This is a genomic window from Hyalangium versicolor, assembly GCF_020103695.1.
Lineage (GTDB): Bacteria > Myxococcota > Myxococcia > Myxococcales > Myxococcaceae > Hyalangium > Hyalangium versicolor.
Window position 1 is genome coordinate 36735 of the sequence record NZ_JAHXBF010000029.1, and the last position, 13302, is coordinate 50036.

General features: G+C 67.0%; 13 protein-coding genes. 4 read left to right on the top strand and 9 right to left on the bottom strand.

Going from position 1 to position 13302, the window contains the following annotated elements; translation table 11 throughout:
• Positions 1-20: 20 nt before the first annotated feature.
• Positions 21-710, bottom strand: coding sequence for a (d)CMP kinase (gene cmk / locus KY501_RS42760; RefSeq protein ID WP_224369979.1), 690 nt, complete (start codon positions 708-710; stop codon positions 21-23).
• A gap of 14 nt (positions 711-724) precedes the next feature.
• The gene (locus KY501_RS42765) at positions 725-1693 is read right to left on the bottom strand and encodes an acetyl-CoA carboxylase carboxyltransferase subunit alpha (RefSeq protein ID WP_224369981.1); all 969 of its coding nucleotides are present in this window, start codon (positions 1691-1693) and stop codon (positions 725-727) included.
• A gap of 83 nt (positions 1694-1776) precedes the next feature.
• Between KY501_RS42765 and KY501_RS42770 the strand changes: the two genes are divergently transcribed.
• Positions 1777-2514, top strand: coding sequence for a tetratricopeptide repeat protein (locus tag KY501_RS42770; protein WP_309243040.1), 738 nt, complete (start codon positions 1777-1779; stop codon positions 2512-2514).
• Positions 2515-2583: 69 nt separating this feature from the next.
• On the opposite strand, the gene KY501_RS42775 is transcribed toward KY501_RS42770, so the two are convergent.
• The 4 genes from KY501_RS42775 to KY501_RS42790 form a co-directional block, all read right to left on the bottom strand.
• Positions 2584-4539, bottom strand: a complete 1956-nt coding sequence (locus tag KY501_RS42775; protein WP_224369983.1) for an ArsA family ATPase — start codon at positions 4537-4539, stop codon at positions 2584-2586.
• A gap of 288 nt (positions 4540-4827) precedes the next feature.
• Positions 4828-6267, bottom strand: coding sequence for an enhancer binding protein Nla6 (gene nla6 / locus KY501_RS42780; protein WP_224369985.1), 1440 nt, complete (start codon positions 6265-6267; stop codon positions 4828-4830).
• Positions 6268-6348: 81 nt separating this feature from the next.
• Positions 6349-7026: a sensor histidine kinase gene (locus KY501_RS42785; RefSeq protein WP_224369986.1), complete on the bottom strand. Its 678-nt coding sequence runs from the start codon at positions 7024-7026 to the stop codon at positions 6349-6351.
• 250 nt (positions 7027-7276) lie between these two features.
• Positions 7277-7729, bottom strand: a complete 453-nt coding sequence (locus KY501_RS42790) for a deoxycytidylate deaminase (protein ID WP_224369988.1) — start codon at positions 7727-7729, stop codon at positions 7277-7279.
• Positions 7730-7888: 159 nt separating this feature from the next.
• Between KY501_RS42790 and KY501_RS42795 the strand changes: the two genes are divergently transcribed.
• From KY501_RS42795 to KY501_RS42805, 3 genes are all read left to right on the top strand, one after another.
• A complete protein-coding gene (locus KY501_RS42795) occupies positions 7889-8206 on the top strand; it encodes a copper-binding protein (protein WP_224369990.1) in 318 nt (105 codons plus the stop codon).
• 61 nt (positions 8207-8267) lie between these two features.
• Entirely contained in the window at positions 8268-9413 is a 1146-nt protein-coding gene (locus tag KY501_RS42800; protein WP_224370128.1) for a glycosyltransferase family 4 protein, read from the top strand.
• A gap of 101 nt (positions 9414-9514) precedes the next feature.
• Complete coding sequence (locus KY501_RS42805) at positions 9515-10108, top strand: nuclear transport factor 2 family protein (RefSeq protein WP_224369992.1); 594 nt, start codon at positions 9515-9517, stop codon at positions 10106-10108.
• 119 nt (positions 10109-10227) lie between these two features.
• Here KY501_RS42805 and msrA read toward each other — a convergent pair whose 3' ends face one another.
• The 3 genes from msrA to KY501_RS42820 all read right to left on the bottom strand — a co-directional run bounded on the left by msrA (position 10228) and on the right by KY501_RS42820 (position 13208).
• The gene (gene msrA / locus KY501_RS42810) at positions 10228-10881 is read right to left on the bottom strand and encodes a peptide-methionine (S)-S-oxide reductase MsrA (RefSeq protein WP_224369994.1); all 654 of its coding nucleotides are present in this window, start codon (positions 10879-10881) and stop codon (positions 10228-10230) included.
• Positions 10882-10959: 78 nt separating this feature from the next.
• Positions 10960-12120, bottom strand: a complete 1161-nt coding sequence (locus KY501_RS42815; RefSeq protein WP_224369996.1) for a Kelch repeat-containing protein — start codon at positions 12118-12120, stop codon at positions 10960-10962.
• 212 nt (positions 12121-12332) lie between these two features.
• Positions 12333-13208, bottom strand: coding sequence for a S1 family peptidase (locus KY501_RS42820; protein WP_224369998.1), 876 nt, complete (start codon positions 13206-13208; stop codon positions 12333-12335).
• Positions 13209-13302: the final 94 nt, after the last annotated feature.

The following is a 13302-nucleotide window of genomic DNA, read 5'->3' on the forward strand; positions in this document are numbered from 1 at the left end:
GAGGGGCTTCGGGAAAGAGCTCAGCCCCCGCGCTGCACGAGGCGGCGAAGGATCTCCGCCTCCATCTTGTGCACGACCTCGGACAGGGGCATGGAGCTGGAGTCCAAGCGGACTGCGTCCTCGGCAGCCTTCAGCGGCGCCACGGCCCGGGCAGAGTCGTCCCGATCCCGCTTGGTCTGGTCCGCCAGCACGTCATCGAGCGAGCTCTCCACACCCTTCTGGAACAGCTCCTCGAAGCGACGCCGGGCACGCACCTCGGGCGAGGCCTCCAGGAAGAACTTGGCGTCCGCATCCGGAAACACCACCGTGCCGATGTCACGGCCCTCGAGGATCGCGCCCTTCTTGGCCTCCAGCGCCAACCGCCTCTGCAACGCCAGCAGCCCCGAGCGAACCACCGGGCGGCTGGAGACCTGCGAGGCCGCCATGGAGTTCTCCGGCGTGCGGATCTCCCCAGACACATCCTCCTGATCCAGGAAGACGTGGTTCTCCTCGCCCACCACCTCGAAGTGGATGCGGATGCGGCCCAGCAGCACGCCCAGCTTCCCATCGTCATCGAACGCGATGCTCTCGCGCCGAGCCATCAACGCCACACAGCGGTAGATGGCGCCCGTATCCACCAGATCGAACCCCAGCCTCCGCGCCAGCAGCTTGGACACGGTGGACTTGCCGGCTCCGGCGGGCCCATCGATGGCGACGATGAATGGTCTCACGCGCGCACTCTCCCTCATCGCCCGGAGAACACGCCGAGCGCGCGGAACTTGTCGTAGCGGTCCTTCACCAGCTCGTCCGGCGTGAGCTCCGCCAGCTCGCCCAGGTGCTTGCGCAGCACCTTGCCCAGGTTCTCAGCCGTCTTGGCCGCATCCCGGTGCGCGCCACCCGCAGGCTCGGGGACCACCTCGTCGATGACCTTGAGGCCCAGCAGGTCCTTGGCCGTCAGCTTGAGTGCATCCGCGGCCTTCTCCGCCTGGGAGGAGTCCCGGAAGAGAATCGAAGCGCAGCCCTCGGGCGAGATGACCGAATAGACGCTGTTCTGCAGCATCAGCACCCGGTTGCCCACGCCGATGGCCAGCGCGCCACCCGAGCCACCCTCGCCAATCACCGTGGAGATGATGGGCACCTTCAGTCGGCTCATGACCTCCAGGTTCACGGCGATGGCCTCGGCCTGGCCGCGCTCCTCGGCGCCAATGCCCGGGTAGGCGCCGGAGGTGTCCACGAAGGTGAGGATGGGCTTCTCGAAGCGCTCGGCCAGCTCCATCAGCCGCAGCGCCTTGCGGTAGCCCTCGGGGCGCGGCATGCCGAAGTTGCGCGCCATGTTCTCCTTGGTGCTGCGCCCCTTCTGGTGGCCGATGAGCATCACCGGCTTGCCGTCCAGCCGAGCAAAGCCTCCGACGATGGAGGGATCCTCGCCGAAGCGGCGATCGCCACACATCTCGAAGAAGTCGGTGAACAACAGCTGCACGTAGTCCAGGAAGTAGGGCCGAGCGCTGTGACGGGACAGCTGCACCACCTGCCAGCGGGACAGATCGCTGAAGATCTCCGTCTGGAGCTTCTTGGCCTTCTTCTCCAGCTTGGCGATCTCCGATGAGAAATCCACGGAGCCGCTTGTAGAGAGGGCCTTGAGCTCCTCGATCTTCTTCTCCAGCTCGATGAGGGGGCGTTCGAAGTCGAGCGCGTAGCCAGTACCGGTCGCCATGGGGCCGACCTAGCATCAGCGGCCATGGGCTTCAACGGCGCGCTGCGTAGAATGCGCACCCTGAGCCTCCCGTCCGGAGAGATATGATGCGCCTGCTCCTGCCGCTGCTCGCCCTGCTCCTGGCCCTGCCGGCCGCCGGTCAGCCCGCCCCCTCCCCCGGCCAGCCTGCACCCTCCGGCCCGCCCGCGCTGTCCGCCAAGGAACTCAACACGTCCGGCTTCCGCCTCTACCAGGAGGGCAAGTACCCCGAGGCCCTGGAGAAGTTCCGGGCGGCCGTCCAGGCAGACCCCAAGCACGCCCTGGCCCAGTACAACGTGGCGGCCACCCTCGGAGTGCTCCGAAAGCAGGGTCTCGTCTGCGACTACAACGCCTACAAGGAGGACATTCTCATCGCCCTCCAGGCCTCGGTGAAGCTGGACTCGAGGCGCCTCACCCGAGCCAAGGAGGATGCAGACCTGGACCCCATCCGGGACACCGTGGGGTGGCAGATGCTGCTGGGCCTCTCGCCGACGCGCGCGGCGGATGTACCGGTGATCCTCCGCAAGGTGAGCTGGTACGGCCCGGGAATCGGCGTCTACGGGACGCTGGTAACCCTGCGCTTCGAGGACCGTGGCAAGGTGACGCTGGTGCGCAAGGTGGTCCAGGACGAGGGACCCCCGAAGCCGGAGACCCTCACGGGCACCTACACCGTGAAGGGCAACAAGGTCCAGGTGCGCTTCCCCGGCCAGAAGCCAGACGCGGGAACGCTCAGCGACAGTGGCCTGCTGACCTTCAAGGGGCTGGGCAACTTCACCGACTCGCCGTCCGAGTGCGACGCCTGAACGGCGACGCCCCCGTCCCCGCTCCCAGGAGCGTCGGAACGAGGGCGCCAGACGCCACTCTCAGCCTGTTCAGGCCGCCTTGATCTTCACCGGGGCGGACAGGGCGTACCAGGCCGTCCGGAACGCCTTCAACTCGCGCAGACCCGCTGGGTGACGACCGAGCGCCGGAGCCATCGTCACCGGCAGGCCGATCTTCTTCTCGATGGCCTTGGCCGCGTTCAGCTCCAGCTTGCGGCGGTTCTCGCACTTGGGGCACGTGGACTTCGGGCCCACGCGGTTGACGAGCACCCGCTCCACCTGGAGCTTCTTCTCCTTCAGATACTCCACCAGCCGCTCGGTGCGCGAGGCCGCCAGATCCTCGCCGCGCGTGACGACCACGAAGCGAGACTCGGTGGGCGAGGCCAGCGCCTCCTCGAAGCGCTTCACGTGCTTGAGCATGGCCGCGATGTCATCGGCCAGATCGCCCAGGCCCTTGGCCTTGTACTTGGAAACGATGCCGTGCAGCGCGCCCAGCCACGTCTTGGCCGCATCCGCCAGCTCCACCACGCGCATGGAGGTGACCATGGGCGAGGGATCCACGACGATGCGCTTGAACCGCTCCTGAACCAGCGCGTCCGTGAGGCACGAGAGCGCCGCGAACTCGTCGATGCATGGCGGCGCGCACTCCAGCAGGTTGCGCAGCGCCACCAGATCCGCGGGCACATCGCCCGTCTTCGGAGCGCCCTCGAAGGCCTTCTCCGCCTTCTCCTTCAGGCGCTTGCGCAGGGCGTTGAACCAGCCATTCACGTCCAGCTCGCGGGCGTAGAGGCCCTTGGTGCCCTTCACCTGCGTCTCGGTGTCCGTGAGCCGGCTCTGCAGCACGTCCGACAGCGAATGCGCCGGATCCGTGGAGATGAGGAGCACCGGCCCCTCCTTCTCCGTCAGCGTCACCGCGGCGGCCGCGGCACAGGAGCTCTTGCCCACCCCGCCCTGCCCCACGAAGAAGATCAGCCGCGTGGGAGGCAGCGGCGGCGCCGCGATCGGCGGCATGGACGGAGCGCGGACCAGGGCCGGCGGGCCCTCGGCGGCCGAGAACTCCAGCGCCTTGGTCTCCTTGCCGCCCCGCCACTCCTTGGCGAACTCCTTGAGCCCATCCAGCCCACGCGGGGCCAGCTCCCGCTTGCCCACGAGCTGCACCGGTACCGTCTTGTCCAGCCCCTGGAACTTGCGAACGTGAGGAGCTTGCAGGCCGCGGCGGCCCTGACACGCGGGACAGCCGCCCTTGTCCTCCACCTGGTTGACGAGGATCTCGTTCACCGGAATTCCGCGCTCGCGAAGCTGCGCGAAGTACATGCGCGTCTGCGCCTCGGGCACCGGCTCGGCCAGGGCCACCAGGTGGAACGCCGATCGCGCCCCGTCCTTGATGAGCGCCAGCAGCCGCTCCGCCTTGCCGCCCACCTCATCCAGGAAGCTGGGCTCGACGGGGGCCTGCTCCTTCTTGCCCTTGCCACCCGAGGCCGGCTTCTCCGCCCCGGCCTTCACGATGCCCAGGAACTTGCGCAGCCCCTGGGGCATGTCGAATAGTCGCAGCGTGTGGCTCGTGGGCGAGGTGTCCACGACAATCCGGTCGAACTCCTTGGACTCCAGAAGCTCCAGCACCTGGAAGAGGTTCACCAGCTCCTCGAGCCCCACAACCTCCTGGGCGAAGAGCTTGCCGAGATCCTCATCCGATAGCACCGAGCCCTTCGCGGCGGCCTTCTCCAGCGCGGGCACGTACTTCGCGGCGAAGGGCTTGAGCAGGGTCGCGGGCTCGAACTCCGCCGCGTACAGGCCTCCTTCGCCCTTGCCAGCCACCAGCTTGGTGGGCTTGGCTGACAGCTTCTTCTTCACCAGATCGGTCAGCGTGCGCGCCGGATCCAGCGAGACCAGAAGCACCTTCTCCTTGGGGGCCTCATCGGCAAGATTCAGCGCAAAGGATGCGGCGATCGTACTCTTGCCAACACCGCCTTTGCCGCCGAAGAAGTGAAGAACTCGCGCATCGCTCATTGCGTCGTGGCCTTCCTTGACGCCCCCCGACGGCTCCAGAATCGTCCATCCGTAGACAGCCGCGGATCAGGCGCTGGAGTTCCCAGCCAGGTCATGGCCTGCACAGGAACCCCATGTGTGAGAGGCCCCGAGAATCCCTCGTCGAGAGGGTAAAAGTCAAGAAGTGACGCGGGTTTTGCGGCACTGGCACACCACGCTAACGCGATGTGTCAGGCCGCTTGGATGGCCTGGGGCCAGGGAACTCCAAAGCCGCGAAATCCGGGCTGGAATTCCTACCTGAGGGGTCGACTACCGCAGATCGGCCTCACCGGATCCGCTCCCACCCTCTCCTCCCGCCGCCTTGATCAACCCACCCGTTACGGACTGCCCCTGCTGGCGGGCCTCGGCCGCGTACCGGTTGAGCTTGTTGTAGAGGGTCTTTTCAGACACCCCGAGGATCTCGGCGGTGCGGGCCTTGTTGTTCCCGTTCCGCTGGAGGCTGCCGAGGATGTACTCGCGCTCCACCGCGTCCAGCGACAGGCCGTAGGGCAACCGGAAGGAGTGACGCTCGGGGCTCTTGCCCGCCATGTCGGGCGGCAGGTGCTCGCGGGTGATGAGCTCGCCGTCGCAGAGGATGACGGCGCGCTCCACCGCGTTGCGCAGCTCGCGGATGTTGCCCGGCCAGTCATGGGCCTTGAGGACCTCCATGGCCTCCGGGTGCACGCCGGTGACGCGCTTGGCCGAGTCCCCGCCGAACTTCTCCACGAAGTGCTGCACCAGGATGGGGATGTCCTCGCGCCGCTCGCGCAGGGGCGGCAGGTGCACCTGGAACACGTTGAGGCGGAAGTAGAGATCCTCGCGGAAGCGCTGGTTCTTGATCTCCTGCTTGAGGTCGCGGTTCGTGGCGCACAGCACGCGCACGTCCACTTCAATTTCCACCTTGCCACCCAGGCGGCGCAGGCGGCCCTCCTCGAGCACGCGCAGCAACTTGGCCTGCAGCTCGATGGGAATCTCACCCAGCTCGTCCAGGAAGAGCGTGCCGCCATGAGCCATCTCGAACACGCCCGGGCGGCGCTGGTCGGCACCGGTGAAGGCGCCGCGCTCGTGGCCGAAGAACTCGGACTCGATCAGCGTGGCCGGAATGGAGGCGCAGTTGATGGCGATGAAGGGCTTCTCGCGCCGCAGGGACAGGTTGTGGATGGCGCGCGCCACCACCTCCTTGCCCGTGCCGGACTCGCCGGAGATGGCCACGCTCGCCTTCGAGGGCGCCACCTTCTCGATCAGCTCGCCCACCTTGCGCATCGCACCCGACTGGGCGATCAGCTCCTGCTGCCCCAGTTGCTTCAGGCGCCGGCGCAGCGTCTGTACCTCGCGCAGCGTCTCCTTCTTCTCCAACGCCCGCTCGATGCAGACCTTCAGTCGCGCGATGTTGAGTGGCTTCTCGATGAAGTCGTACGCGCCTTCCTTGATCGCCGCCACGGCGGCGTCGATGGTGCCTCGGCCCGTCAGGAACACGACGGGGCAGTCCGGCAACTCCTCGCGGAGCTGGCGCATCAGCCACAGTCCGTCCGTCTCTGGCATGGCCAGGTCAGACAGGACGACATCCGGCCGGAACTCTCCGGCCTTGCGCAGGGCATCATGCCCGTCGAACGCGACCTCGACCTTGTGCCCCCAGGAGCTGAGCATTTCCGCCAGCGCCTCGCACGTCGCGCGTTCATCATCTACGGCCAGAATTCGTGCGCTGCCCAAGATGAAGACCTCCCTACTGCGTTCAATCGCAAGCAAAGAAACAACAACGGAAAATGAAGGATGCTGCCCGACCGGACCGGCTCAGACGCGTGTGAAGAGGAAGCGGCAGACGCCTTGGCGGATCTGGAATTCGACGCCCATCTGCGCGCAGCGCAGCCCCAGCGCGGCCACCACGTCGGGAACCTGCTCGGGCCCACTGCCCCCCGCGTCCGTCACCTCGAGCACCGCGTTGGAGCCCTCCGCCCGGACCGAGATACCGACCTCAGTGCCCGCCTCCGAGCGTGCGAAGGCGCGCAGCAGCGACTGGATGAGGAAGAAGTTCAGCTCCTGGGTGTCTTGCAACCGGACGCGAATGTCCGGCTCGATGGCCAGCTGCAGCTTGAGCCGCCGCCGCCGGCTCTCGTGCGCGAGCACATCCAGGGAACGCTTCGCCAGATCCGAGAGCACGACCTCGCCCGACAAACCGCCTCGCAGGACGATAAAGTCCGCGAACTGGCGCAGGATGCCGTCCACACGCTGGATCTGATCGCGCATGGCCTTGATGTTCTTCTCCTGCGACGGAGGCACCGCGCCTGCCTCTCCTTTGAGCTTCTCGGAGAGCACCTCGAGGTTGATCGAGAGTGCGTTGAGCGGGTTGCGCACGTCGTGCAGGAGGCTGTCCATGAGCGTGGGAACGGCGCCGTAGCGCGCGGCTCCCACCACCGGATCCGAACCCTCCTGAACCGCAGGCACACTGGTCACTGCCGTGGACGTAACCACCGGGAACTCCTAAGGATTTATCACCATCCGCCGCGCCCCGCCTACCGGTGCGAGGATTTAGGGAGTGCTGTAAGAAACGGCAACCCCTGGGCCGGTAATTCTTGCCGAAGTCGGAGAATTCCCCTGTCAGTCCGCCTGCTTGGCGGGGTGCTGAAGTGTCCGGGGGGAAACGTTCCCAGGTACGCCCAATGCTGGCGCTCGCGAACGGTGTCGACCGGTGAACGAAGGGTGATTCGAAGTTCCGAAACGATCAGCGCGGCTCGGGCGGCTGGGCTGCTTCACCGAGTCCGGTGAGCTCCAGGCCGATCTTGGCGGCGTACTCGAAGATGCGCGGATCCCGGTAGAACTCGCCGTAGACGATGCGGGTGCAGCCGCTGTTGGCGATCAGCTTGAAGCACGGCCAGCACGGGCTCGCCGTGGTGTAGATGGTGGCGCCTTCGATGCCCACTCCATTCTTGGCGGCCTGGATGATGGCGTTGGCCTCGGCATGGACGGTGGCCACGCAGTGGCCGTTCTCCATCATGTGCCCCACGTCGTCGCAGTGAGGCAGGCCTCGGATGGAGCCGTTGTAGCCCGTGGAGAGGATGGTGCGATCCCGCACGAGCAGGGCACCCACATGCTTGCGATCGCACGTGGCCCTCGTGGCCACCTGCCGCGCGATGTCCATGAAGTACTGATCCCACGAGCTGCGCTGCTGGGCCAAGGCGCCTCCTCCTGACTGATGAAAACCGGCGGGCGGTGTAGCGCGATGGGCGGGGGATGCCAATGCCCGGCACCTGTCGGCCGGAGGACGGAGCGGCGCCGCGGACCTTGGTTCAATGCGAGCGCGTCTCCAGTTTCCCTACCGGAGAGAGGGCCGGACATGAATCGAGGGTATCTGGGGCTGTGGAGCGCCGTGCTCGCAGCCGCGCCCGCGCTGGCGCAGGCGCCGGCCGCCGAGGTGCGGAGCCTGCGCGAGGTACAGGGAACCATCAAGGCAGTGGACGTGGACGCAGGCACGCTGACGCTGGAGCACGAGCGCGGCCAGGTCGCCCTGCGAGTGGATGGCAACACCACCATCTTCCTGCCAGGGCACACCGGGAAGTTGGACGAGCTGAAGGTGGGCCAGCGCGTACGCGGAGTGTACGAGCCGAGGGAGCGCGGCGCGGTGGCACAGTGGCTGGAACTGATGGGCCCCTGAAGGTGCACTGCGCAAAAAGTGCGGTCGCATCGAGAGCGCAAGTGACCTAGATAGGGAGGTGATGCGCTTCCTGGTGGCCGCCCAGTTCCTTCCGGATCCGAACAGTGGTTCGGCGGGCTCGGTGCTGGCCGTGGGTCAGGCGCTGGCCGCGCGCGGTCATACCGTGGACTACGAGTGGCTCCAGCCCAACAGGGGGCTGCTGCGTCACTCGGCGCTGCATCGCCACTTCGAGATGCCCGTGCAGCAGCTCCGGGCCCTGGCCTCACGCCTGAGCGCCGCGCAGTACGACGTGGTGGTGGTGAGCCAGCCGTATGCGTACCTGGCCTACGAGCTGCTGCCCGCGCTGCACCCTCGCACGCTGTTCCTGAATCGCACGCACGGATGGGAGCACCGGCTGCTGAAGGCCGAGCAGCGCCTGGGCTACGAGCCTCCGCGGCCTTTGGGGCGCCGCGTCCTGTCGGGCGCCAGCTCGGTGGTGACGGTGATGGAGTGCTGGCGGACGGCCCGAGCGGCACATGGGCTGATCGCTCCATCGTCGAAGTGCGCGAACTTCATCCGGGAGACGTACGATCTGCCCGAGAGCAAGGTGGCCTTCATCGGCTACGGGCTGGACACGGACTTCCTGGAGTGGCGCAGAGTGGAGCCCACGGTGCGCCAGCCGCGGTTGCTGTTCGTGGGCAACTACCTGGCGCGCAAGGGCACCCGGCTGATGGAGGAGGTGCTGCCCCGGGTGGCGAAGCGCTTCCCGGGGGTCGCACTGTCCCTGGTGGTGCAGCCCGAGGCCGTCTCCGAGGTGGAGCGCCTGTACCGCCCGGCCTTCGGAGAGCAGCTGCGCGTGCACCGCTGGATGCCACGGGCCGAGCTGCGCGAGTTCTACTCCGCGCACGAAGTGCTGCTGTTCCCTTCCCTCTTCGAGGGATTCGGGAAGACATGGCTGGAAGGCATGGCGTGTGGGCTGTGCGTGGTGGGCTTCGACGAGGGTGGCCTCGGGGATCTCGCCGAGAATGGCCGTGAGGCCCTCTTCTGCGAGCCGGGCGATGCGGCGGGCTGGGAGCGCCTGCTGATCGAAGCCCTGCAGAACCCCGAGCGCGTGGCGGAGATCCGGCGCAGCGCCCAGGAGCGCGCCCGCCAGCGCACGTGGAACGAGACAGCCAAGGACACGGAACTCTTCTGCGAGCGACTGCGGGGCGAGCGTCTTCGCTATTGAGAACACTCGCACCGGGCAGTGTCTGGCATAGGACTCCTCCGTTTTGACTCCAGGCGGCGCATTGCCATACGCCGCCGCGGACCACTGAGGAGGGGTCACTGATGAATCGTGCAATCCTGATCTGTACCGCCGCCGTTGTGTTCGCTGGTTCCGCGTGGGCTCAGGACAAGGCTCCAGCTCCGGCGCAAGGCGCTCCCGCGATGGACCTTTCGAAGATGGGCCCGCCCGCGCGCAAGCCCACCAACGAGAAGCAGACGAAGAAGGAGATCGATGACTTCTTCAAGAAGATGGAGGCCGCCTCCCAGAAGGGTGACACGGACACCCTGACGGCGATGGTGGACTTCCCCGTCTACATGGCGACCGACGACATGAAGGGCATGCCCGAGGCGAAGGAGTACAACCGCGAGGAGTACGTCGCGATGATGAAGCCCTTCCACGAGAACATGCCCAAGGACATGAAGACGACGCACAAGCCGACGATCACCGTGCTCTCGGACTCGCTAGCGACCGTGGTCGACGACTACACGATGACGATGGGCAAGCAGAAGGTCACCGGCCGCGACGCGGGCCTGCTGGTGAAGCGTGACGGGCAGTGGAAGTGGAAGACGATGGTCTCGGCCGGCTGGGGTGGCATGGAGCCCCCGAAGGGCACCGGTGGCAGCGGCCAGCCCGTGTCCCCCGAGGGCAAGAAGTAGCTCGCACCCAACTCCGATCGCGAAGGAGAGCCCCTCCGGGCGCGGCCTGGGCCAACCTGTCTGCTAGTCCTACAGGTTCGGCTCATTGCCGCCGCCCGCGGGGTGGCCCCTCCAGGCACTCAGTGCTTGGGAGCGTCCTCGCCCCAGAGTTCCTGGATGCGCGCGTCGCGGCCGCAGCCGATGCGGTAGGCGCGATAGTGCAAGGGATTCTTCCGCACGTAGTCCTGGTGGTAGTCCTCGGCCGGGTAGAAGGCCGAGGCCGCGACGATCTGGGTCACGACAGGCCTCTTGAAGCGGCCTGAAGCCTCGAGTCGCCGCTTGTACTCCTCGGCGAGCCGCTGCTGCTCCGCATCCTCGAAGAAGATGACGGAGCGGTACTGGGTCCCATGATCGCAGAACTGAGCGTTGGGGGTCAGGGGATCGATGTTGTGCCAGTAGGCATCGAGCAATTGGGAATAGCTCACCTTGCTCGGGTCATAGACGACGCGGACGGACTCGGCGTGGCCGGTGGTGCCTTCAGAGACCTCCTCATAGGAGGGGTTGGCCTTCGTCCCGCCCATATAGCCCGAGGTCGCCGAGACGACCCCTGGTAGGGGATCGAAGACGCCCTCCATGGACCAGAAGCAGCCGCCAGCGAAGGTCGCGGTGGCCAGCTTCGGCTCCTCCTTCTTCTTCGTGGAATCGGGAGCCGCAGGGCCGGCAGCGAGCGCGGCAATTCCCACCAGTGAGGAGGCGACGGCGAGCAAGACGAGGCGAATGGCACGAGAGGTCATGGCAGTCCTTTCCTTCCCCTGCCAATACGCACGGGCCTCTCTGCCCGTTACATGCCTGCTCGCCCGGAAGGGAACAGCTCACGGGCCCGGAGCAGGTGGGACATAGACCTCGGTGCCAGCCAGCGGACCACTGCTCGTGTGACCGCCTGCCACGAGGATGCTTCCCGAGGGCAACAAGCTGGCCGTGTGGTGCGAGCGAGCCATGGCCAGTTCCCCTGCGTGCGACCACTGTTCCTTGAGCGGGTCATACAGCTCCGTGCTCGCCAGGGCGGTGGTGTCGATTCCTCCGACCACCAGCACCTGCCCTGAGGGCAACAGCGTCGCCGTGTGGTGAGCCCGAGCCGTGCTCATCGAGCCCACCTCCTTCCAGGCATCCGCGCCGGGCTCGTAGACCTCCACGGAACGGTCTCCTCCTCCTGCCACGAGGACTTCGCCCGAGAGGAGCCGTGTCGCCGTGAGCCAGGCCCGAGGCCGGGCCATGGATGGAATCTCGGACCAGGTCTGTGCTTTCGGGTCGTACACCTCCGCGCTGCTGAGTTCCCCCTCGGCCCCGAGCCCCCCCACCACCAGGACCTTGCCCGTGGACAGCAACACGGCTGAGTGACCGTAGCGAGCAAGGTTCATGCGGCGAGTCGTCGAGAACGTGCGAGTAGCCGGGTCATAAAGCTCGGCCTCCGAGAGCGCGCCTCCCACTCCGAAGCCACCCGCGATCAACACCTTCCCCGAGGGAAGGACCGTCGCGGTGTGCACCGTGCGCAGTGCGGCCATGGGTCCCACCCGGGACCAGCGATCCGTGCTGGAATCGTACTCCTCGGCGCTGGCGAGGATGCCCTCTCGAAGGTTGAAGCCCCCGGAGACCAGGACCTTGCCCGAGTGCAGCAAGCTGGCCGTGTGGCCCCTGCGGACCGCACCCATCTCCCCCGTCCTCGACCAGCTCCGCGTGAAGGGGCCGTACTCTTCCGCGCTCTGGACGGTGTCGCCCGTATAGCGGCCAGCCACCAGTACCTGCCCCGAGGGAAGCACGGTGGCCGTGTGATCATGGCGGGCCACGCTCATATCGCTCGCCAGGGACCACCCGACTCGATCGAGGGCCCCCGGAGTTCCATCCGCATCGCTCACGAAGACCCGAAGCTTCGCGGAGTTCCCGCTGTCATCCCAGGGTTCATCTCCCTCCTGGGAGAGCGCGCCGCAAGCCGCGATGAAGCCGGACACCCCACCAATGAGCCACCAGCGTCGCATGCGTCCTCCGAAGAGGACCGCTCACAGAGCCCAACAGGTGCGGCTCAGCTCAGGTTCGAATCTTCCGCGGTTCCCCCGCGGTGTAGGGCGGCCCTCGATGCGCGGATCAAGGTACGCGGAGAGCGGAGACACGCCTGTACTCCTCCAGGAGCATGGCCACGAAGCCGCTACGGCTCGTTGAGCCCGAGGAGTGAGGTGCCTGGCCCTGCTCGCTACCGCTGCGCGGTCTGCCCCACGCCACCCTCGGAGGGGCTCACCAGCAGCCGGCCGAAGCCCTTGGACTCGAGGAACCGGCGCACCTTCGACGTAGGCGCGGCGAACGTCTCGCCCGGCATCGGCACGTCGAAGCTGTAGTCCTTGTCCGCCACCGCGAAGCCCACCTTCGCCGTCCGGTAGCCCTCGACGATCGCCAGCAGCTTGCCCGTCTCCAGGCTGAAGATGCCGCCGCCCGAGGCCCCATAGCCAATCGGCGCGTCCGTCTTCACCATCTTCGGGCGCTTGCTCTCGTGATCCCACTCCACCTGAGAGAGCATCCCGCCCGACAGCGACAGCGACTTGCCGAACGGGCACGCCGCCACCACCACGTTCTCGCCCAGCTCCAGCTCCGTGTCCGTCGCCAGCTCCGCCGCGCTCAGCTCATGCCCCGGCACGCGCAGCAGCGCCAGATCCATCTCCGGCACGTGGCCCGTGGCCACCACCTCCACCGGATACTCGACCAGCTCCGCCTGCTGCTCCTGGGTGATGACCATCTTCGGATCCTTCAGATCCTCCACGTCCACCGCGTGCGCGTTGGTGACGACGTAGCTGGCCACCCCCTGCGCCGTGCGCTCGGTGCCAATCACCACTCCCGAGGCCGTGCGACGGGCCTTGCCGCCCTCCTCCACCACCAGGCGCACCGCGTGCGGGATGATCCCCTGCACGACCTGCTTGCGAGACGGCCTCGCCGCGGCGACCGCTACCGCGCGCTCGACCGGCACCGACAGGCGCGGAGACTCGGCGACGGGGGCGGCGGGAGGCGACGAGGGGGCTGCACTGGCGCAGGACAGCAGGGTGAACAGGGCCGGGGCCCCGAGGAGAAACCGGTTCATCAACGCTCCGGGTGAAGGGTCGGGAATGCGTACATCTCTCTTGGAGACAGATCTTCCCGCGCTTCGCCGTGATGCAAAAGCACCACGGCCTCCA

What these genes read in the sequence shown, in the direction of transcription:
- KY501_RS42765 (WP_224369981.1), bottom strand. Translation starts at nt 1,693, where the DNA reads ATGGCGACCGGTACTGGCTACGCGCTCGACTTCGAACGCCCCCTCATC.
- KY501_RS42770 (WP_309243040.1), top strand. Translation starts at nt 1,777, where the DNA reads ATGATGCGCCTGCTCCTGCCGCTGCTCGCCCTGCTCCTGGCCCTGCCG.
- KY501_RS42775 (WP_224369983.1), bottom strand. Translation starts at nt 4,539, where the DNA reads ATGAGCGATGCGCGAGTTCTTCACTTCTTCGGCGGCAAAGGCGGTGTT.
- KY501_RS42795 (WP_224369990.1), top strand. Translation starts at nt 7,889, where the DNA reads ATGAATCGAGGGTATCTGGGGCTGTGGAGCGCCGTGCTCGCAGCCGCG.
- KY501_RS42800 (WP_224370128.1), top strand. Translation starts at nt 8,268, where the DNA reads ATGCGCTTCCTGGTGGCCGCCCAGTTCCTTCCGGATCCGAACAGTGGT.
- KY501_RS42805 (WP_224369992.1), top strand. Translation starts at nt 9,515, where the DNA reads ATGAATCGTGCAATCCTGATCTGTACCGCCGCCGTTGTGTTCGCTGGT.
- msrA (WP_224369994.1), bottom strand. Translation starts at nt 10,881, where the DNA reads ATGACCTCTCGTGCCATTCGCCTCGTCTTGCTCGCCGTCGCCTCCTCA.
- KY501_RS42815 (WP_224369996.1), bottom strand. Translation starts at nt 12,120, where the DNA reads ATGCGACGCTGGTGGCTCATTGGTGGGGTGTCCGGCTTCATCGCGGCT.
- KY501_RS42820 (WP_224369998.1), bottom strand. Translation starts at nt 13,208, where the DNA reads ATGAACCGGTTTCTCCTCGGGGCCCCGGCCCTGTTCACCCTGCTGTCC.